The sequence below is a fragment of the Burkholderia perseverans genome (assembly GCF_022870505.1).
In the GTDB taxonomy this organism is placed as follows: Bacteria; Pseudomonadota; Gammaproteobacteria; order Burkholderiales; family Burkholderiaceae; genus Burkholderia; species Burkholderia plantarii.
On sequence record NZ_CP045094.1, the window covers coordinates 2,366,471 to 2,386,605 of the forward strand.

General features: G+C 69.6%; 20 protein-coding genes. 9 read left to right on the plus strand and 11 right to left on the minus strand.

Going from position 1 to position 20,135, the window contains the following annotated elements:
- Positions 1-6: 6 nt before the first annotated feature.
- From BpN12_RS25050 to BpN12_RS25060, 3 genes are all read right to left on the minus strand, one after another.
- A complete protein-coding gene (locus tag BpN12_RS25050; protein ID WP_246794949.1) occupies positions 7-966 on the minus strand; it encodes a chlorinating enzyme in 960 nt (319 codons plus the stop codon).
- 181 nt (positions 967-1,147) lie between these two features.
- Entirely contained in the window at positions 1,148-1,429 is a 282-nt protein-coding gene (locus BpN12_RS25055) for an XRE family transcriptional regulator (protein ID WP_425306374.1), read from the minus strand.
- Between the two features lie 103 nt (positions 1,430-1,532).
- A complete protein-coding gene (locus BpN12_RS25060; RefSeq protein ID WP_246797992.1) occupies positions 1,533-2,666 on the minus strand; it encodes a branched-chain amino acid ABC transporter substrate-binding protein in 1,134 nt (377 codons plus the stop codon).
- 250 nt (positions 2,667-2,916) lie between these two features.
- Here BpN12_RS25060 and BpN12_RS25065 point away from each other — a divergent pair, with 250 nt between their 5' ends.
- The 8 genes from BpN12_RS25065 (at position 2,917) to BpN12_RS25100 (ending at position 12,748) form a co-directional block, all read left to right on the plus strand.
- Positions 2,917-3,600: a GntR family transcriptional regulator gene (locus BpN12_RS25065; RefSeq protein WP_246794951.1), complete on the plus strand. Its 684-nt coding sequence runs from the start codon at positions 2,917-2,919 to the stop codon at positions 3,598-3,600.
- Between the two features lie 291 nt (positions 3,601-3,891).
- Positions 3,892-4,575, plus strand: coding sequence for an acrylate utilization transcriptional regulator AcuR (acuR, locus tag BpN12_RS25070; protein ID WP_246794952.1), 684 nt, complete (start codon positions 3,892-3,894; stop codon positions 4,573-4,575).
- A gap of 21 nt (positions 4,576-4,596) precedes the next feature.
- Positions 4,597-5,583 carry an acrylyl-CoA reductase (NADPH) gene (gene acuI, locus BpN12_RS25075; protein WP_246794953.1) on the plus strand — a complete coding sequence of 329 codons (987 nt, stop codon included), beginning with the start codon at positions 4,597-4,599 and terminating at the stop codon, positions 5,581-5,583.
- Positions 5,584-6,059: 476 nt separating this feature from the next.
- Positions 6,060-7,295 (plus strand): MFS transporter, encoded by a 1,236-nt coding sequence (locus BpN12_RS25080; protein ID WP_246794954.1) that lies wholly within the window; start codon positions 6,060-6,062, stop codon positions 7,293-7,295.
- A 105-nt stretch (positions 7,296-7,400) separates the two neighbouring features.
- Positions 7,401-8,327: a LysR family transcriptional regulator gene (locus BpN12_RS25085; RefSeq protein WP_246794955.1), complete on the plus strand. Its 927-nt coding sequence runs from the start codon at positions 7,401-7,403 to the stop codon at positions 8,325-8,327.
- Positions 8,328-8,415: 88 nt separating this feature from the next.
- Positions 8,416-9,945: an amidase gene (locus BpN12_RS25090; protein WP_246794956.1), complete on the plus strand. Its 1,530-nt coding sequence runs from the start codon at positions 8,416-8,418 to the stop codon at positions 9,943-9,945.
- Between the two features lie 7 nt (positions 9,946-9,952).
- Positions 9,953-11,314: a D-serine ammonia-lyase gene (dsdA, locus tag BpN12_RS25095; protein ID WP_246794957.1), complete on the plus strand. Its 1,362-nt coding sequence runs from the start codon at positions 9,953-9,955 to the stop codon at positions 11,312-11,314.
- A gap of 243 nt (positions 11,315-11,557) precedes the next feature.
- The gene (locus tag BpN12_RS25100) at positions 11,558-12,748 is read left to right on the plus strand and encodes an NAD(P)/FAD-dependent oxidoreductase (protein WP_246794958.1); all 1,191 of its coding nucleotides are present in this window, start codon (positions 11,558-11,560) and stop codon (positions 12,746-12,748) included.
- A gap of 83 nt (positions 12,749-12,831) precedes the next feature.
- Here BpN12_RS25100 and BpN12_RS25105 read toward each other — a convergent pair whose 3' ends face one another.
- The 8 genes from BpN12_RS25105 to BpN12_RS25140 all read right to left on the minus strand — a co-directional run bounded on the left by BpN12_RS25105 (position 12,832) and on the right by BpN12_RS25140 (position 19,161).
- On the minus strand, positions 12,832-13,788 hold the full coding sequence (locus BpN12_RS25105; RefSeq protein ID WP_246794959.1) for an anti-sigma factor family protein: 957 nt from the start codon (positions 13,786-13,788) through the stop codon (positions 12,832-12,834).
- A complete protein-coding gene (locus BpN12_RS25110; RefSeq protein ID WP_042625080.1) occupies positions 13,785-14,303 on the minus strand; it encodes an RNA polymerase sigma factor in 519 nt (172 codons plus the stop codon). Before BpN12_RS25110 ends, BpN12_RS25105 begins: the two co-directional genes overlap by 4 nt.
- 49 nt (positions 14,304-14,352) lie before the next feature.
- Positions 14,353-15,177: an anti-sigma factor family protein gene (locus BpN12_RS25115; protein WP_246794960.1), complete on the minus strand. Its 825-nt coding sequence runs from the start codon at positions 15,175-15,177 to the stop codon at positions 14,353-14,355.
- 94 nt (positions 15,178-15,271) lie between these two features.
- Positions 15,272-15,607, minus strand: coding sequence for a DUF4148 domain-containing protein (locus tag BpN12_RS25120; RefSeq protein WP_246794961.1), 336 nt, complete (start codon positions 15,605-15,607; stop codon positions 15,272-15,274).
- Positions 15,608-15,774: 167 nt separating this feature from the next.
- Positions 15,775-16,458, minus strand: a complete 684-nt coding sequence (locus tag BpN12_RS25125) for a glutathione S-transferase family protein (protein WP_246794962.1) — start codon at positions 16,456-16,458, stop codon at positions 15,775-15,777.
- A 198-nt stretch (positions 16,459-16,656) separates the two neighbouring features.
- Positions 16,657-17,571 (minus strand): LysR family transcriptional regulator, encoded by a 915-nt coding sequence (locus BpN12_RS25130; protein WP_246794963.1) that lies wholly within the window; start codon positions 17,569-17,571, stop codon positions 16,657-16,659.
- A 270-nt stretch (positions 17,572-17,841) separates the two neighbouring features.
- The gene (locus BpN12_RS25135) at positions 17,842-18,804 is read right to left on the minus strand and encodes a quinone oxidoreductase family protein (protein ID WP_246797993.1); all 963 of its coding nucleotides are present in this window, start codon (positions 18,802-18,804) and stop codon (positions 17,842-17,844) included.
- Positions 18,805-18,909: 105 nt separating this feature from the next.
- Positions 18,910-19,161, minus strand: coding sequence for a hypothetical protein (locus BpN12_RS25140; protein ID WP_246794964.1), 252 nt, complete (start codon positions 19,159-19,161; stop codon positions 18,910-18,912).
- A gap of 92 nt (positions 19,162-19,253) precedes the next feature.
- Between BpN12_RS25140 and BpN12_RS25145 the strand changes: the two genes are divergently transcribed.
- On the plus strand, positions 19,254-20,048 hold the full coding sequence (locus tag BpN12_RS25145; protein WP_246794965.1) for an AraC family transcriptional regulator: 795 nt from the start codon (positions 19,254-19,256) through the stop codon (positions 20,046-20,048).
- The last annotated feature ends 87 nt before the right edge of the window (positions 20,049-20,135 follow it).

Here is a 20,135-nt window from a genome sequence, read left to right on the forward strand (position 1 = left end):
CCTGGATCAACGCGACTGGAAACGGAAACCGTTGACGTTTTCGCTGACGAAACGGTTATGGCCGAACGCGTCCTGGCCCGCCACCTGCACGCAGCCGAACTTGTCGAGATTGGCGCTGCCGCCGAATTCCTCCAGCGTGTTGGAATACGGGTACACACGCACCGAGTTCGGCAGGTAGCGCGCGGCGAAGCCCAGGCGCATCTTGTCGGTCAGCCCGCTGTGCGGATGCGAGGCGTGCATCAGCGTCGACCAGAAGATGATGAACTGGCCCTGGCGCATCACCATCGACTTGGCCTGGCTCTCGTCCGGGCTCCAGTCCGGATCCTTCTGGAGCTGGCGGTAGTCGTAGCCGAAGAAGCCGCGGCGCACGCCGTCCTTCTCCAGGTTGTTGATGGCGTCCTCGCGGTACTCCATGACCTTCGACTCGTCGTAGTTCATGGTGCGGTGCGTGCCGGGAATGAACTGCAGGCAGCCGTTCTCGACGTTCGCCTCGGTGAACGCGGCCCACACCGTGATGGTGCCGCCGAACTCCGCATCCTCCGGCCACACGATCTGCGGGTGCTTGGAACCGGCCACGTTCGAGAAGTTGTCGGCCTGGTGCCAGTCGGTGCCTTCGTCGCCCGGGTACTTCGGGAAGAACTCGGTGCGCCAGCACAGCACGTCCGGGCCGAGAATGCTCGCCACCCGGTCGGCGATCTCGGGACGCGTGATGTGCGAGGCCAGGAAATCGACATCGAGATGGCGATCGTAATTGGCCAGATTGGTCACGCCGGAAATCGATTTTTCCTGGCTGTAAATGGCTTTTTTGGTATTGAGCAGCTTGGGACGCAACGCCTGGAGATTCGCCTCCATTTCATCGCCCGGATAAAGATCGAACGGCCCGATATAGCCATTGCGATGGAAACTCGCCAACTCATCCTGGCTCAGGGCGAATTGGGATGCAGCTACCTCGATTTGATTACTCACGGTTATTTCTCCGGCCCTCGGATTGGAGATAACGTTTTATATCCAGAATAATTCACTGACAAGGTGGGATTATTTTTGTTTTTATTATTGTTTTATTTTGATTCGACTGCCGGGGGAGGGATTGCGAACGGCGGGGAAGGTTCGCGACAGGCGTGCCGCGAACCGAAAGCGGAATGACAGCTCAACCTTGCAGGGCTGCCTTGGTCGCACTGATGCCAAACTTGACCGACGCGCCGCGCGGCTTCTTCTGCTCGATTTCCATCTGTTCGATGATGTCGCGAAACTCGACCTGATGCTCCGCCATCTCGCCCATCAGCAACACGATCACCGCGAGATGCGACGGCACCACGCCCTTTTGTGAATAATTGGTGATCGAATTTTCATTCATCTTCACCAGATTCGCGAATTCCCGCGCGGTCAGCCGCGCCCGCTTGAGCTGGTCGCGGAATTCGAAATAGGTCATTACGGACACAACGGCTCTCCTTGAAAAAGATCCGCGCGCGGCCCGGCCTCAACCGGACCGCCGTGCAAAATTTCTCGATTCCGCGATCCCGGCTCGAGCCGGCTTACATCTTCACCTGATCGAGGAAGGTCTTCTTGCCCGCCTTGTAGACGTACAGCGAGATCACGCCATGCGCGAGGTCGCCGTGCGAATCGAAGGTGGTTTCACCGATCACGCCCTTGTAGTCGGTGGACGGCATCGCGGCCAGGATCTTGGCCGGATCGGTGGACTTCGAGCGCTTCATCGCGTCGACGATGATGTTCACCGCGTCGTAGGCGAACGGCGCGTCATACTCGACCACCTGCCCGAAGCGCTTCTTGTACTTCGCCTGGAACTCGGCGCCGCCCGGCATCGTTTCGATCGCCGCGCCGGCCTGCGAGCACACCACGTTCTCGGTCGCGTCGCCGGCCAGGTTGGCCAGCGACTCGGTGCAGACGCCGTCACCCGTGAACACCTTCGCGCGCAGGCCGAGCTGCTTGGCCTGCTTCGTGAACGGGCCGCCGGTGGAATCCGAGCCGCCGTACATGATCGCGTCCGGGTTCTCACCCTTGATCTTGGTCAGCACCGAGCGGAAGTCGACGGCCTTGTCGCTGGTGGCGTCGTGCGACAGCACCGTGAGGCCCAGTTCCTTCGCGCGCTTCTCGAACTCGTTCGCGAGACCCTGGCCGTAGGCGGTGGAGTCGTCGACGATCGCCACGCGGTGGATGGTGCCGAGCTTCTTCGCGTAGTTGGCCAGCGCCGGGCCCTGCTGCGCGTCGGTGGCCACCACGCGGAAGGTGGTCTTGAAGCCCTGCAGCGTGTAGACCGGGTTGGTCGAGGACGGCGAGATCTGCGTGATGCCGGCATCGCTGTAGATCTTCGAGGCCGGGATCGAGGTGCCCGAATTCAGGTGGCCGATCACCGCCACGACCTTGTCGTCGACGAGCTTCTGCGCCACCTGCGTGGCGGTGCGCGGGTCGGCCGCGTCATCCTGCGCATCGAGCTGCAACGTGATCTTCTGGCCGCCGATCGTCAGCCCCTTCGCGTTGATTTCCTCGATCGCGAGGCGCGCGCCATTTTCGTTGTCCTTACCAAGATGGGCGATACCGCCCGTCAGCGGCTCGACACTGCCGATCTTCACGACGACCTGATCGGCACTCGCTGCCGTCGTGGCGGCAAGCACCAACAACGTGGCCGTGGCGGTGAGCGAAAGCTTCAGAACGCTGGATGAATTTGCTCGTTTCAACTGGTGCTCTCCTGCGAGTGTTTTTTTAGGGGCTTCCCGTAGTGCCCGGCTGGCCGGGTCCATGTTTGAACCACTACCCGCCCTTCGATCACAGCCCATCCGGCAACGCCCGGCGCCCCCGGATTCGCCGCTTTCGGCGAGGACGATGCAACGCTTCAAATCTTCCTATGTATCCATATTTCATATTTGGATACATTCGTAGCATATCGTTGCCAAGATACAATTGGCAAGAACAAAAAAATTGAACCGGAGGTGGGCATTGCGACCCCCAAACACGCTCGTTGCGGACGCCATTCGCGAGGACATCCTGCGCGGGGAACTGCCGCCTGGAACGCCGCTGATCCAGGAAAATCTCTCGGCCCGATACGGTGTGAGCCGCATCCCGATCCGGGAGGCGCTGGTGCGCCTGGAAGCCGACGGACTGGCCCGCCAGGAAGGCAAGCGCGGCCTGACGGTGGCGCCGCTGCGCGCCGACGAGGCCGAGGATCTGTGGATGATGCGTTCGCGCCTCGAGCCGCTCGCGCTGGAGATGGCGTTCCCGTTCCTGACCAAGAGCGTGCTCGGCGAAGCGGAGGACCTGATCGACAAGGTCGAGCACATCGGCAACGACCCCGCGAAACAAAGCCACGTCAATTGGTTGTTTCACCGCACGCTATATGAGAAGGGCCAGCGCCACCGCCTGCTGATCACGCTCGACGCGCTGCATATGCAGGCGGACCGGTATCTGCGGTTCCAATACGACGTGATGAGCCACAGCTCCAACAGCCGCGCCGAGCACATGGAGATCATCGACGCGCTGCGCGGGCGCGATCTCGAGCGGGCCTGCGCGATCCTGGTGCGGCACATCGAAGACGCCGGCCGCAAGCTCGTCACGGCGCTGCGCAGCGCGGCCGACGCCCAGGCGTGAGCCGCGCCGGCGCGGCGCGTAGATGAAACAGGCGATGCCGGTTGGCCGGCACGTGTCCCCTCAAACGCGACATGACGGTGCCGGGCGGGCCGCCCGATTCGCGCTGCGCACCGTCCGAACGCGCCCCGTTTCACGTCGGATCACGGCCCCTGCCAGCTCCCTCGCGACCGCATCGCTCCCCCGTTCATTCCCCTTTTTTCGTCCGCCCGGCACTCGCCACGCACGGGCTTCATCGTCACGCTTCCCATCTCGTCGTTGAATTTTATAGACGATCGGTCTAAAATTCGCCGCATGAGCACGCCACCCCTCACGCCCCCCGACAAGCCGCGCCGCGGCCGCCCCCCGAAAAACCCGCAGGCCCATGCCGACACGCGCGCCGTGCTGCTGCGCGCCGGCATGGAACTGCTGACCGAGCAGGGCTTCGCGGCCACCGGGCTCGACACCGTGCTCAAGCGCGTCAGCATTCCGAAGGGCTCCTTCTATCACTACTTCGCGAGCAAGGAGGCGTTCGGCCGCGAGCTGATGGACGCCTACGACGCCTACTTCGCCGCGAAGCTCGACCACTGGCTGCTCGACGCGAGCCGCCCGGCGCTCGCGCGGCTCGCCGCGTTCGTCGACGACGCGAAGGCCGGCATGGCGCGCCACGATTTCACGCGCGGCTGCCTGATCGGCAATCTCGGGCTCGAGGTGGGCGCGCTGCCGGACGGCTTTCGCGAGGCGCTCGAACGGATCTTCGCGGGCTGGCAGGCGCGCATCGCACGCTGCTTGCGCGACGCGCAGCACGAGCGCGTGCTCGCGGCCGACGCCGATCTCGACGCGCTCGCCGCGTTCTTCTGGATCGGCTGGGAAGGCGCGGTGCTGCGCGCGCGGCTGGTGCGCAACGCCACGCCGCTCGACACGTTCTTCAACGGGTTCCTCGCCGGCCTGCCGCGCACGCGGCCGGCCCGGGCGCCCGCCCGTCCGCCAGCGGACTGATTTCCCAACGAGAGACGCACCATGTTCCACTGTCTTCTGATCGACCAGGACGCCGACGGCGCGAGCCGCACGCGCGTCGAGACGCTCGACGAGGCCCGCCTGCCCGACGGCAACGTGCTGGTCGAGGTCGCCTACAGCACGCTCAACTACAAGGACGGGCTCGCCATCACGGGCAGGAGCCCGGTGGTGCGGCGCTTCCCGATGGTGCCCGGCATCGACTTCGCGGGCACCGTGGCCGACAGCGCGCATCCGGCCTACCGGCCCGGCGACGCGGTGGTGCTGAACGGCTGGGGCGTGGGCGAGCAATACTGGGGCGGGCTCTCGCAGAAGGCGCGCGTCAACGGCGACTGGCTGATTCCGCTGCCGGCCGGGCTCACCGCGCGACAGGCGATGGCGGCCGGCACCGCCGGCTACACGGCGATGCTCTGCCTCCTCGCGCTGGAGCGCCACGGCATCGGCCCCGCGCACGGCGACGTGCTCGTGACGGGCGCGAGCGGCGGCGTGGGCAGCTTCGCGATCGCGCTGCTGGCGCGGCGCGGCTACCGCGTGGTGGCGTCCACCGGCAAGACGCGCGAGGCCGACTACCTGCACGCGCTCGGCGCGGCCGAGGTGATCGACCGCGCCACGCTGGCCGAGCCCGGCAAGCCGCTGCAGAAGGAGCGCTGGGGCGCGGCGATCGATTCCGTGGGCGGCACGACGCTCGCCAACGTCTGCGCGGCGACGCGCGCCGACGGCGCGGTGGCCGCCTGCGGGCTCGCGCAGGACATGGCGTTCCCGGCCACGGTCGCGCCGTTCATCCTGCGCGGCGTGAGCCTGCTCGGCATCAACAGCGTCACGCGCCCCTACGCCGAACGCGAGGCGGCCTGGCGCGCGCTGGCCGACACGCTCGACCTCGCGCAGCTCGACACCATCACGCGCGAGATCGCGCTGGCCGACGCGATTCCGGCCGCCGCGCAACTGCTGGCCGGCCAGGTGCGCGGGCGGCTCGTGGTGGACGTGAACCGCTGAGGGGCGCGGGCATGCATGGAGTGCGTCAGCGCCCATGCATGCCGCACGCTCGGCCCGGCGTTCACGCATTCGCATTCGAGACTCGCGGCGACGGCATGAAGCCGCCGCGATTCCATCATCCGCTTCACGCCCCTTGCCGCGAAGCCGACCATCGGCCCGCGCTCGGCAGTTCTCCTCATGATCGGTGGTACCCGCTCCGCCTGCCCCGATGGCACCGCGATGGCGTGACGATCCCCATCCGCGCCGAACGCCCCCGCCCGGCCCATGCGCCGGCACGCATTCCTCCGATCGTAACCGCAGATTCGAACCACCCTCGCCCGCCACGTCTCCGATGAGTTTTCGTGAACGCAGGCATCGGAATTCGTCACTTGCCGGCCCATTTAAGGCTACTTAGGATCGATTCGACTAGTCACGGTGGGCGCGCCCGGCACGGCCGGCGCGAGCCCGATTTCATCACCATCGGCAAGCAACCCATCATGATCGATCCCACTCAAGGCCGGCGCGCGAGCCTCGCGGTATTCGTGCTGCTCTACATCGGCTACTGCCTTTCCTACATCGATCGCTCGGCGATCGCGCTCTCGCTGGTCGCGATCGGCAAGGAGTTCCACGTCGGCTCGGCCGCGCTCGGCGTGGTGATGAGCACGTTCTACGTCAGCTACGCGGCCATGCAGATTCCCGGCGGCTGGATCGCCGACCGCTGGGGCAGCAAGAAGGTGATCGTCGTGTCGATCGCGTTCTGGTCGCTGTTCACGCTGATGACGGGGCTGGCCTGGTCGGTCGCCTCGCTGATCGCGATCCGTTTCATCTTCGGGCTCGGCGAGGGCGGCTATCCGGGCGCCGCGGTCAAGGGCGTCACCGAATCCTGCGCGCGCGCCGACCGCCCGAAGATGTCGGCGCTGCTGATGTCGTCGAACTACGTCGGCAGCTTCATCGCGCCGCTCGCGATCGCGCCGCTGATCCTCTGGCTCGGCTGGCGCCACGCGTTCATGGTGGCCGGCTGCGTGGGGATCGGATTCGCGCTGTTCTACCTGCTGGCGGTAAAGGACACGCATCGCGGCCGGGATGCGGCGGGCCGCGCGGCGCGCATCGACGGCGCGGCCACGCGCGCGCTGCTGAAGATGCCGCTGATGTGGAAGATCCTGCTGACCTGGTTCGGCATGGGCATTGTCAACAAGGGGCTCGACGCCTGGATGCCCGCCTATCTGCTGACCGAGCGTCATCTCGACCTGAAGGCGGTGGGCCTGCTCACGCCGCTGCCGTTCGTGGCGGCGAGCATCTCGACCGCGCTCGGCGGCTGGATCCTCACGCGCTGGTTCGACGGCCGCGAGAAATGGCTGATGGCCGCGTGCTGCGCGATCTCCGGCTTCTTCCTCTACGAGATGTATACGGCCCGGACGGTGGGCGGCGTGATCGCCTACCAGTCGATCGTCTACTTTTTCAAATCGTTCGTGTTCGCCGGCGTGTTCGCGCTGCCGGCCCGCTTCCTGCCGACCACGCTGATGGGCACCGGCGCCGGCATGGTCAACTTCGGCGGGCAGGTGGCCGGCTTCGTCGCGCCGGCCGTGATCGGCCTGCTGGTCTCGACCACCGGCAACTACGACGCGGTGTTCGGCTTCCTGATCGCGGCCGCCGGCTTCGCGCTCGTCACCAGCCTGTCGATCCGCCTCGGGCCGCAGGTGCAGCCGCATCTCGGCGAGACCCGCGAAGCTTGAGCGCGCGGCAAGGCTCGAAGCGCCGCGGGCGCGGCCTGCCTCGCCCCGGCGGGCAGGCGCTATGATGGGCGCCTCGCGTGCTTCGCGCCCTTCCCCCGATTCGTCATGAGCGCCCGCATCCTGCAGGAAACCGCCGTCCGCTATTTCCTCGAAGTCGTCAACACCGGCTCCGTCGCCGACGCCGCGAGCCGGCTGAACGTGGTGCCCTCGGCCGTGAGCCGGCAGATCGCGCGGCTCGAGAGCGAACTCGGCACGCCGCTGTTTGTGCGCCAGTCGCGCGGCATGGTGCCGAGCCAGGCCGGCCAGATGCTCGCCGCCTACGCGCGCCGCTCGCAGCTCGACGCGGAACAGATCTCGCTGGAGATCGACGCGCTGCGCGGCGAGACCGAACGCACGATCCGGATCGCCTGCACCGAGGGCTTCGCGGCCACCTTCCTGCCGCGCGCGATGGCGGGCTTCCGGCGCGACGTCGCGCCGGCCTCGTTCGAGGTCGTGGTCGATACGGCCGCCGGCGTCACGCAGCGCGTGCGCGAGGCCGAATGCGATCTCGGCCTGACGTTCAGCTTCGGCCCCGCGAAGGACGTCCACGTCGCGTTCAGCGCGCCGTCGCCGGTGTTCGCGATCGTGGCGGCCTCGCATCCGCTCGCGCGCGCGCCGCAGGTGTCGTTCCGCGAGCTGCTGGCCTATCCGCTCGCGCTGCCCGGCCCGCACTCCACGCTGCACAAGCTGATCGACATCTATTGCAGCCGCGAAGGCGTGGCCTGCCAGAGCGTGCTCAGCAGCGCCACGCTGGAGACGCTGCTCGGCTTCACGCTCGCCAGCGATGCCGTCACGTTCAGCGGCGAGCTGTTCGCGCGCCCGCGCCTCGCGTCCGGCGAGCTGGTCGTGCTGCCGGTGCCCGAACTCGCCACCAGCGAGCGCACCATCGAGATCCAGACGCTCGCGCGCCGCGCGCTGCCGGCGCTGCTGCAGGCGTTCATCGCGCGGCTCGGCGACGAACTCGCGCCGCCGGCGCCGGTTGTTGAAAAGTGAAGCGAGCGTTCGATAAACATCACTGGTTGCGGGCAGCGGCCTCGTCTACATTGGGCGCATTCCCGATCACCGCATGAAGGACTGCCCGATGACCGATCATCACGAACTCACCCGGCACGGCGCCGTGGCGCTACGCGCCATGCTGCTGGCGCGCGAGATCTCCGCCGTCGAACTGCTCGAAGCCTGCATCGCGCGCATCGAGGCGCTCAACCCGTATGTCAACGCGATCACCGCCACCTGCTTCGCGCGCGCGCGGGCCGAGGCGCGCGCCGCCGATGCCGCGCTCGCGCGCGGCGAGGCCGTGGGCATGCTGCACGGCCTGCCGATCGGCATCAAGGATCTGGAAGAGACCGAAGGCCTCCTGACCACCTACGGCTCGCCGCTGCACCGCGCGAACCTGCCGGCGCGCGACAACACGCTGGTGCGCCGGCTGCGCGCGGCGGGCGCGATCGTGGTCGGCAAGACCAACGTGCCGGAAATGGGCGCGGGCGCGAACAGCTTCAACCCGGTGTGGGGCGCCACCGGCAACCCGTTCGATCCGCGCCTGAACGCCGGCGGCTCGTCGGGCGGCTCGGCCGCCGCGCTCGCGCTCGACCTGGTGCCGCTCGCGAGCGGCTCTGACACCGGCGGCTCGCTGCGCATCCCGGCCGCGAAGTGCGGCGTGGTCGGGCTGCGGACTTCGCCGGGCCTCGTGCCGAGCGACCGCAAGCCGCTTGGCTGGACGCCGCTCGCGGTGGTCGGGCCGATGGGGCGCGACGTCGGCGACACCTGGCTGCAGCTGGCTGCCACGGTCGGCGTGCCGGCCGGCGATCCGCTCGGCTATGCCTGCACGCTGGCGCCGACCCTGCACGGGCGCGCGCCGGTGGATCTCGCCAAACTGCGGGTCGGCTATACCGAGGACTTCGGCGTCTGCGAGGTCGATCACGAGATCCGCGCCGTGTTCCGCCGCAAGCTCGAGGTGCTGCGCCGCGAGGTGGCCGTGTGCGAGCCGGTGGCGGTGGATTTCGAGGGTGCGCATCGCACCTTCGACGTGCTGCGCGCCGAAGCCTTCGTGGCCGGGCTGCAATCGGCCTACGAGACCGATCCCGACCTGCTCGGCCCGAACCCGCGCGCCAACTACGAGATGGGCATCGGCCTCGGGCTCGCCGACTGCGTGCGCGCGCATGCCGACCAGACGCGCCTGTTCCGCCGCTTCCAGGCGCTGTTCGAGCGCTACGACGTGATCGTCTCGCCGACCACGCCGGTCTCGCCGTTCCCGTGGAGCACGCCGTACCTGAAGGAAGTGAACGGCGTGGCGCTGGAGAACTACTACCGCTGGCTGTCGCTCACCTACGTCGTCACGCTGGCGACCAATCCGGCGCTGTCGCTGCCGTGCGGGCTCGACCATCGCGGCATGCCGTTCGGATTGCAGATGATCGGCGCGTTTCGCGGCGATCTCGCGCTGCTCGATGCGGCGCTGGCCGTCGAAACGCTGTTCGCCGGCTCCGACGAGACGCGCCGCCCGATTCCCGACGCGGCGAAGCTGCGCGCCACGACGGTGGACCTGAAGTCGATCGTCACGCATCCGCCGGTACTCGACGCCGCGCCGTCCCTCAACCTTTCCGCTTCCGCCGTCTGATCCCGCCATGACCGACTCCCTCCACGGCAAGCCGCTCGACGCCTGGCTTCGCGACTACCCGCTGCTGAAGCCGCTGCTGGCGCTGCAGCCGGTCGAATGGTTCAACCCGGCGGTCGCGCCGCTGGCCGAGGCGCGCCACGACATCGCGCTCGACGCCTCGCACGTGGCCGACGCGAGCGCGCGCCTGCAACGCTTCGCGCCGCTGCTCGCGCAGGCGTTCCCCGACGTGCGCGAGGCGGGCGGCATCATCGAGTCGCCGCTGACCGCGATCCCCGCATTCGCCGCCGCCGCGAGCCGGCGCTACGGCGTCGAGCCGCCGCCGCGCCTGCTGCTGAAGCAGGACAGCCATCTGCCGATCTCCGGCTCGATCAAGGCGCGCGGCGGTATCTACGAGGTGCTGTTCCATGCCGAGCAACTCGCGATCCGGCACGGCCTGCTCACCGAGGACGACGACTACCGCGTGCTGGCCGGCGACGCCTGCCGCGCGCTGTTTCGCGAGCACCGCATCGCGGTGGGCTCGACCGGCAACCTCGGCATGTCGATCGGCATCGCGAGCGCCACGCTCGGCTTCACGACCACCGTCCACATGTCCGCCGACGCGCGCCAGTGGAAGAAGGACCGGCTGCGCGCGCACGGCGTGACGGTGGTGGAATACGCGGGCGACTACGGCGAGGCGATCGAGAGCGGCCGGCGGCTGGCCGCGGATGATCCGGGCTGCCACTTCGTCGACGACGAGAACTCCACCACGCTGTTCCTCGGCTACGCGGTGGCCGGCGAGCGCCTGAAGCGCCAGTTCGATGCGGCCGGCCTGCGCGTGGACGCCGGGCACCCGCTGTTCGTGTACCTGCCCTGCGGCGTGGGCGGCGGCCCCGGCGGCGTGGCGTTCGGCCTGAAGCTCGCGTTCGGCGACGCCGTGCATTGTGTGTTCGCGGAGCCGACCCATTCGCCATGCATGCTGATGGGCGTCCACACCGGGCTGCACGAACAGCTCGCGGTGCAGGACTTCGGCATCGACAACCTGACGGCCGCCGACGGCCTCGCGGTCGGCCGGCCCTCGGGCTTCGTCGGGCGCTCGATGCAGCGCATGATCGACGGCTATTACACGGTGGACGACCGCGAGCTGCATGCGCTGCTCGCGCTGATGGCCAACACCGAGGACATCCGGCTGGAGCCGTCCGCGCTGGCCGGCGCGCCCGGCTTCGCGCGCGTCGTCCACGAGCGGCAGGGCTATCGCGAGCGCATGGCGCTCGACGCGGCGGCGATGCGCGAGGCGACCCACGTGATCTGGGCGACGGGCGGCGGCATGGTCCCGGCGGCCGAGATGAATGCCTACCTGGAGGCGGGGCGGCAGGCGCTCGGCGAGGCCTGACCAGCAACGAGTGGCGCGGGGCGAGCGGCGCGCGCGGGAGCCTGACCGCGCGCCCGCTGACGCCGATGGCGGCTCCTTCAGGGGGAAGTGGCGCGGCCGGCCAAAATTGAAACGCTGGCCCGCATCGACGATCCGCGAAAGAATGTCGACTCCGGCGGCCCGAACTTGCGCGCCGCGACGCGATCGAACGCGCATGGCGCCGGCCATGCCGCGCGTGTTTTCCCCTCTCGCACAGGATGCCTCATGCAAACCCATTCCCCCCGCATCGCGGTGATCGGCGGCGGCGTCATCGGCCTGGCGATCGCCCGCTCGCTGGCGCAGCTCGGCGCCGCCGTGACGATCCTCGAACGGAGCCGCCCGGGCGCGGGCACCAGCAGCACCAGCTTCGCGTGGGTCAATTCGAACGGCAAGGCGCCGGCCAGCTACCACCGCCTCAACTGCGCCGGCATGGCCGAACACGCGGTGCTGCAGCAGCGCGCCGGCAGCGAGGCACGCTGGTTCGACGCGTGCGGCACCTTCGAATGGGCCGCCGACGCGGCCGGGCAGCAGCGGCTGGACGAGCGCGTGCGGAAACTGCAGGCGCTCGACTATCCGGCCGCCGAGGTCTCGCCCGGGTTCGTGCGCGCGCGGATTCCCGAATGGCGGATCGCGTCCCACGCCGGCCCGATCTGGCATTTCCCGAGCGAAGGACTGCTCGATCCGGCGATCCTGATGGCGTATCTGTGGTCGGACGCGCGCGCGTCGGGGGCGGTCCTGCATCAGCAGGCCGAGGTGCTGGAAGTGAACGAACGCGCCGACGGCGTGTCGCTGCGGCTCGCCGCCGGCGAGGCCTGGAACGGCGACTTCTGCGTGCTGGCCACCGGCCGCTGGACCGCGCGCCTCGTGGCCTCGCTCGGCATCGGCCTCGCCATGGTCGACGCCGAGCGCCGCGACCGCGTCGCCTGCGGCTTCCTCGCCTCGACCGATCCGCAGCTGGTGCAGCTGCGCAGCAACCTGATCGGCCCGGACCTGAACGTGCGCCCCGACGGCGGCGGCCGCCTGCTGCTGCAGGCCGTCGACCTCGACGACCAGGCCGACCCGGCGAACCCGCCCGCGCCCGACAGCGAGATCGGACGCGAGATGCTGCGCCGGCTGCATGGCTGGTTCGACAACACCGCGCACGCGCGCATCGAGCGGCTGGTGGTGGGCCAGCGCTCGCGCCCCGCCGACGGGCTGCCCGCCATCGGCTTCCTCACGCCGCGCCGGCGCGCCTACGTGGCCGCCACCCATAGCGGCATGACGCTCGGCCCGCTGCTCGGGCGCCTCGTCGCCGAGGAACTCGTGCATGAGCGGCGCGACGCGCTGCTCGCCGATTTCGCGCCCGACCGGCTGCTGAACCGCGACCCGGGCGAGTTCTCGCCGATCGCCTCGATCCACTTCCCCGCCGAGCAATAACGCGGCGCATCACGCGAAAACGCCGCGCCCGAAACCGCAAGGGGCGCGGCGATTCCCGAGGCCAGGGTGCCGCTCGGTGCCGCTCAGTTGGCCGGGCGCGGCCCGCCGCTCGCGGTCAGCTGCTCGTACACCTCGTGCGACAGGTCCAGCAGTGCGTGGCGGTCCATGCCGCCCGACACCGCGTAGCCGAAGCGGCCGTCGACCCAGTAGAACACGTTCACCGGGCCGCTCTGGTAGAGCTTGAACGCCGTCACGTCCGAGCTGAGCTTGCGGTGCGAGATGTTCAGCGTGATCCGCTCGCCGAGCGCGTTGTGATACATGAACTGCGCGATCGGGCCGTCGTCGCCGGGCAGCAGGCGCCCGCCCATCAGCTCGTAGCCCGCGCGCGTGAGCACCGGCGGCCGCACGTCGGTGCCGAGCCGGCTCGACAGCCATTGCACGAGTTCCTGTTCGCGATCGGCGCCGACCTCGACCGGGCGCGTGACCATCGGCGCGTAGGTGACGTAGGCGATCGCCGACTGCCGCGCCAGCGCCTCGCCGCCATACGACGCGCGCAGGATCGACGGGCCGCCGTCGTCGCCGTTCATCACGCCGCGCCCGACCGGGCTCAGCATGCCGCCCGCGCCGATCCCGATGCCGATCACGAGCGCCGCGGCCAGCCCCGCGAAGCGCTTCCAGTTCGCGGCCGGGCGCGCCGCGCCGGCCACCGTGGTCACGCCCGGCGGCAGCGCCTGCGCGGCGGAAGAAGCGGAAGAAGCGGAAGAAGAGGACGAAGCGGTGGCACCGGCCGAAGCGGCGCCCTCGCCGGCCGGCGCGAAATCCTCGGGCGGCAGCAGCCGGGCCGGCAGCGGCTCGTCGAGCACGCGGTCATAGCGCTCGTGCAGCATCGCGTTGATCGAGAAAAAGTCGCCGATGCGCGCGGCGAGCGCCTCGTCGGTTTCGAGCAGGCGGTCGATCCGCGCGCGGCGCGCGTCGTCGAGCGTGCCGTCCACATAGGCGTGCAGTTCCGATTCGGTGATCGGCGTGGTTGGGTCGTTCATCGCACCACCTTCAGATTGGCGCTGGGTTGGGTTCCGGACATCAGCGTGCGCAGACGCTCGCGGCCGCGCGAAAGCCGCGACATCACGGTACCGACGGGAATGCCGAGCGCGAGCGCCACCTCGGCATAACTGAGCTCCTCGAGGCCGACCAGCAGCACCACCTGGCGCTGGTCGAGCGGCAGACGCTGCAGCGCGTAGTCGAGATCGCGCACTTCGAGCGAGCGCGTGGGCGCGCCCGCCACGGCAAGCGCGGCCTCGGGCAGCGAATCGTCGTCCACCGAGACGTGCTCGGCGCGCGCGCCGGGGCGCCGCGCCTGGTTCGCGAACACGTTGTGCATGATCGTGAACAGCCAGGCGCGCAGGTCGGTACCGGCCTGGAACTGCTCGGTATGGCGCAGCGCGCGTTCAAGCGTGTCCTGCACCAGATCGTCGGCGAGCTCGCGGTTGTGGATCAGCGCCCGCGCGTAGCGGCGCAGGCGCGGGACATGGTCGATCAGTTCGTCTCGTATGGTCATGGCAGCAGGTTGGCCCGATGACGGACACTCAGGAGGTTCGGCGGCACGTTCAGTCTCCGGCCAGCAGATCGGCGGCCCGCATCAGCCCGCGCGTGCGCGCGCCGCCGGCGATCACGATATGTTGTCCGGCGCGCGATGTCCACGCCAGCAGCCGGGCGGCGCCGACACGGCGCGCCTGCCAGCGCCCGCCGCCGTCGGGCGGCCCGGGCGCGACCAGCACCACCGGCTCGCCCGCCGCGTTGCGGTAGACGAACGCGTTAGCGCCGGCGAACGGCCAGATTTCGAGCCGGCGGGCGTCGGCGATATGGAAGCCGGCCGCGCTGAGGTCCGGGGCCGTGTCGAGCGGTGCCGGCGGCGCCGGGGCGAAGCGCGGCGAGGCGAGCGGCGCGAGCGGCGCGAGCGGCGACGATGTGCGTGCATCCGCGCCCGTGCCCTCGCCCTCGCCCGCGCCCGCGCCCGCGCCCGGCAAGGCCGGAGCGTGGGCGGACAGCGCGACCAGCGTGTCGTAGGCGGCCGCGTCGAGCCGATGGTCCGGCACGCGCGCGAGCGTCGGCAGGCTGGCCGCCACGATCGCGGCCGCGACGGCGGCCAGCACGATGCGCAGCGCCGGATATCGGCGGACGGGTTTCGCGGTGCCGCGACGGTCGGGTTGGGACGGGATGGCGGCCAAAGCCGGGCCGACGCCGTGGCCGTCATCGGGAAAACCGGCGCGCAACTGCGCGTTGACGCGTGCGTAGAACGCGACGCGGCGCGCCTCGGCGGGACGTCGCGCCAGGTACGCGAACACGCTCGCCTGCCGCTCGGCGGCAAGCCGGCCATCGGCGTAGGCCTGCATGTCCTGCTCGGTCGGGATCGGTTCGGGTGCGGAGTTCATGGCGAAACGGAGAGGGTGACGACACGGCAAACACCGCATGCCGTCCGTTATTCCCTCGCCGGAAAAATATTTTTGGACGTGGCGCGGAGATGCATCAGGAGCCGGCGTAGACGTTGCAGAAGCTGACCGGGCCGGTACAGGCCGGCGGCATGCCCGCCACCGGCGGCATCGCACGGCGGCCGCCCTCGCTGCGCGCCGCCGCGGCACTGCCGTAGGCGGAGGCGGCCGGTACGCCGAGGCTGGCGGCGAGCCCCTGGCGGAACGCCGGATTGACCTCGGGGTACGACGCGTCGGTGTAGTTCAGCGAGCCGTTCTGTTCGGCTTCGATCAACTGCTGGCGGACTTCGGCGCGCGTGAGGCCCTGCGCATGCGCGAGCGACGAGAGCACGACGGCGGACAACGCGACGAGACGGGCGATCTGGGTCTTCATGTTCGACTCCTTGACGAGTATTCGAGCGATTCGAATGTTGAGGGGCTTGCATCAAGGTGAACACGAACGATGCCGGCTTATTCCGGCCGGTACGGATTGCTTCGAGAAATTGTCGCTATCGCGGCGATAGCGTGCGCTCTCGCGCGCCGGTGCGCGGACCTCGCCGCTCAGGCCGCGTGCAGGTCGCCGAGGCCGACCGTCGCCTTGATGAAGCCCTCGAACTGCTTCTCGGGCGCAAACGGCTCGGGAATCGTCAGCCCCTTCTGCACCGCCGGGCGCGCCATCACGCGCTCGAACCAGGCCTTCAGGTGCGGATTCGCGTCGAGCGGCAGGTCGGCCGTGAACGGCGCCAGCGAGCCGGTGCGGATCCACGGCAGCAGCGCGATGTCGGCGATCGAGAACGCGTCGCCGGCCAGATACTCGCGCCCCGCGAGCCGCGTGTTCAATACGCCGTACAGCCGGCTGACTTCCTGGAAATAACGGTTCGACACCTCGGGCGCCCGGTTCTGCCACGGGCCGCGAAACACCAGCAACTGGCCCAGCATCGGCCCGACCGAGGCCATCTGGAACATCAGCATCTCGATCACGGCGGCGCGCGCGGCCGGTTCGGCGGGCAGCAGCTTGCCGGCCTTCTCGGCCAGGTGGATCAGGATCGCGCCCGATTCGGTCACGACGAGCCCATCGTCCACCAGCACCGGGATCTTCTGGTTCGGATTGAGCCGCGTGAAGTCGGGCGTCTTCTGCTCGCCGCCGAGGAAGACGCGATGGACGCGATAGTCGAGTCCCAGCTCCTCGAGCGCGATCGAGATCTTCAGGCCGTTCGGCGTGGCGTCGGTATAGAGGTCCAGCATGATCCTGCTCCTTGTCGATTCAGTCGTCCGATTCAAAGTCGTGGCGGCGCGCGGCACTGCGACCGGCTGCACCCGCAGCACCAGGGAGATGATGTTTGATCCGTTGGTGGCCCGGTAGCCGCGAGAATCGACTTTCATTCATTCGATTCCCGAATGGATACGAACAAGACTGGACTGAACCGAACGAGCGCCGCCGCCCTAGCAGCGCAGTTCGCGGCAGGCCGCCTCCATCTCGCCGAGTTCGGCGCCGATGAAGTCGGCGAACGCACGCGCCGACGGCTTGGCCGCGCGGCCGGCGGGCAGGATCGCGTGGATCTCGGCGCTGCCCATTTCCCAGTCCGGCAGCACGCGCACCAGCTGGCCGCTCTGCAGCTCGCGCAGCATGCCGAGCGAGCCGGCCGAGACGATGCCGAGCCCGGCCACCGCGGCGGCCGTGGCGCCCTCGCCGCCGTTCAGGATGAAGCGTCCGTCCACGCGCACCGTGGTGGTCTTGCCGTCCTTGCGGAACGCCCAGGCCTCCATGCCGCGCCCGGCCGGCCCGACGATGATCGAGAAGCGGGCGAGATCGGCCGGCACGCGCGGCGTGCCCGCGCGCGCCAGATAGTCGGGCGAGGCGGCCAGCACGCGATGGACCACGCCGAGCTTCCTCGCCACGGCGGTCGAATCGCCGAGGTGGCCCACCCGCAGCGCCACGTCCACGGCGTCGCCGACCAGGTCCTGCATCTCGTCGTTGAGGATGAACTCGATGCGCAGCCGCGGATGCCGGCTCGTGAAGCGCTCGATGCGCGGCATCACGCTGCGCACCGCGAACGAGGTGGACAGCGCGAGCCGCAGCACGCCGCGCAGCTCGCCCGTGCCGCGCACCGCGTGATCGGCCTCGTCGAGCGCGGCGAGGATCGCCTCGATGCGCGCCAGATAGTCGGTGCCGGCCTCGGTCAGCGTGACGGCGCGCGTGGTGCGCGTGAACAGCGCGGCGCCCACCTGCTTTTCGAGCGCGGCCACGATCCGCGACACGGTCGGCTGCGACATGCCCAGTTCGCGGCCGGCCGCGGAGAAGCTGCCGGTGCGCGCGACGCGCGCGAACAGCTGCAGCGATTGGAATCGGTCATTCATCCGGAAATCGAATTCGAGTCGATGGTCTTGCCATGTTAGCGGTAAACATCCGCATGATTGATCGACTCGATTCCGGTTGCGGTCCGATCCGGAACGCATCGTGGAGAATGTCCGGCGGCGCGTTCACGTCAGGCGCGGCGCGGTGGATAAATGACATGACGCGCTATTCGGGAGGCGAAACGCGTCCGCTCCACGAGCAGCGATCACGCGACGAACATCCCGCATGCGAACCCCACGCGGCACGCCGCATCGCACCGCGCCCACCCCGCCTCAACCGATCGTGAACACCGTGCGGGTGCGGCTGTCGGCTTTCGCCCAGGCCTCGCCGACCTGCGCGAGCGGCACCGCGCGCGTGTCGATCCGGAGCCCGGCCTTCGGCGCGATGTCGAGCACCATGCGCAGCGACTCGATCAGCTTCGGCATCGGCACGCTGCCCATCCCGCTGCCGAGCAGCGTGATCGCGGTCGAGCGCAGCACGGCGGCCGGCAGCGAGATCTCCGAGCCGCCGATCGCACCGATCTGCACGTGGCGCAGCACCGCCAGATCGGGCAGCGCGCGCGCCGCCGCCACCAGCAGCGCATGGGCGCTCGGCCCCCACAGGTAGTCGAGCACGATGTCCACGCGCTGCGCGAACTGCCCGCGCAGCGCGTCGGCCTGCGCCTCGTCGCCGGTCAGCGGCACCAGCACGTCGGCGCCGAGCGCGGCCAGTTCGGCCAGCGCCGTCGCGTCGCGCCCGGTTGCGATCACCTTGCCCGCGCCGAGATATTTCGCGATCTGCACCGCGAGCCGCCCCGACGAGCCGGTCGCGCCGTTCACGAGCACCGTCTCGCCCGCTTCGAAGCGCGCGCGCTCGGTCAGCGCGGCCCACGACGACATCGCCGGAATCGCGAGCGCCGCCGCCGTCACGTCGTCGAGCCCCTCGGGCAGCGCGAGGCAGTGCGCGTCGGCGGCCACGGTGTATTCGGCCAGCGCGCCGTGCGGCGCCAGCGGGCCGAAGAAATAGACGCGCCGGCCGTCGTCGAGCACTCCCGTGCCGTCGATGCCGGCCACGAACGGCAGGCCGTGCGTCGCGTTCTCCGAGGTGTAATGCACGCCCGCCGCGCGCGAGCGCGCGACGTGGCTCAGCGCCGAGGCGCGCACCTGGATCGTGCGGCAGCCCTCGGCCGCGCGCGGCGCGTCGAACTCGCCATAGACGGGCGGCTGCCCGGCCGCGCTCACGATCGCGGCTTTCATGCTGGGGTTCATTGCGGATTCCTCCATTCGTTGGGCGCCGGCCCCGGGTCCACACGCCGCGCGCCACTCGACACTCGCCACGCGCATCGGGCCGGTCCGCCGGACTCAGTGTGCCTCGACCCAGGCACGCAGCGCCGGATCGCGAATCTCGAACACCTCGAACAGCCCGAGCACGCGCAGCGCCGGCAGCGCGGCCGCGATGTCGGCCCGCGCCGCCTCGCGCGCCGCCTGCGGCGCATCGGGCGTGCCCAGCACGCGGACGTTGGCGAGAAACGCGCCCACCGTGCCCTTGCGCACCGTCACGCCGTTCAGTTCCACTTCGTTGATGCCGTCGGGCAGCAGTTGTTCGGCTTGCATGATGATCCTCCGGGTTGGTCGATGTCGTCACTTTATCGAGATACAATCGGCCCGCCTCCGGCATGAAAGCCAATCGATACGGAGTTTCGGCCATGCATGATCCACTGCTCCCGCCCCCCCTCGTGCTCGAATCGGGCGGACCGTTAGTTGCGGCTGCGGAATTGACGCAGGCAGCCGCGCGCGCCACCGACACGCACCGGCATCCGCGCGGCCAGCTGGTGGGCGCCTTGAGCGGGCTGTTGTCGGTCGGGCTCGAGACGCAGCAGTGGGTGGTGCCGGCCACGCATGCGATCTGGGTGCCGCCGCACCATCTGCATTCGCTGCGTTCGTATGGGCCGTTCTCGGGCTGGAGCGTGTTCGTCGAGGAGGCGGCCTGCGCGGCGCTGCCGGCCGCGCCGCGCGCGATCCGCGCCAACCCGCTGCTGCGCGAGGCGGCGCGGCGCGCGGCCACCTGGTCGGGCGGCCCGCTCGGGCACGACGAGACGCGCATCGCCGAACTGATCCTCGCGGAGATCGCGGCCTCGCCGGCCCAGGCGCTGGGCCTGCCGCGCCCGGTGGAAGCACGGGTGGCGCGCATCGCCGACGCGCTGGCCGCCGACCTGTCCGACAACCGCGGCGCCGAGGCCTGGGCGCGCTGGGCCGGCATCGCGCCGCGCACGCTGAGCCGGCGCTTCGTCGCGGAGACCGGCCTGAGCTTCGCGCAGTGGCGCCAGCAGGCGCGCGTGCTGCGCGCGCTGGAGCGGCTCGCCGACGGCACGCCCGTCACCACCATCGCGCTCGAACTCGGCTACGACAACGTCAGCGCGTTCATCGAGATGTTCCGGCGCGCGCTTGGCGTGACGCCGGGGAAATATGCGGCGGGGCTGCCGGCGCTGGCCGCGGCGTGAATCGATTTTTCGGACGACGTCGAACTGGTCCTCGAAGGCCGCGGGAAAATCTGGCCGTTCAAGAAATTCCACATCGGGCCGTTCAGC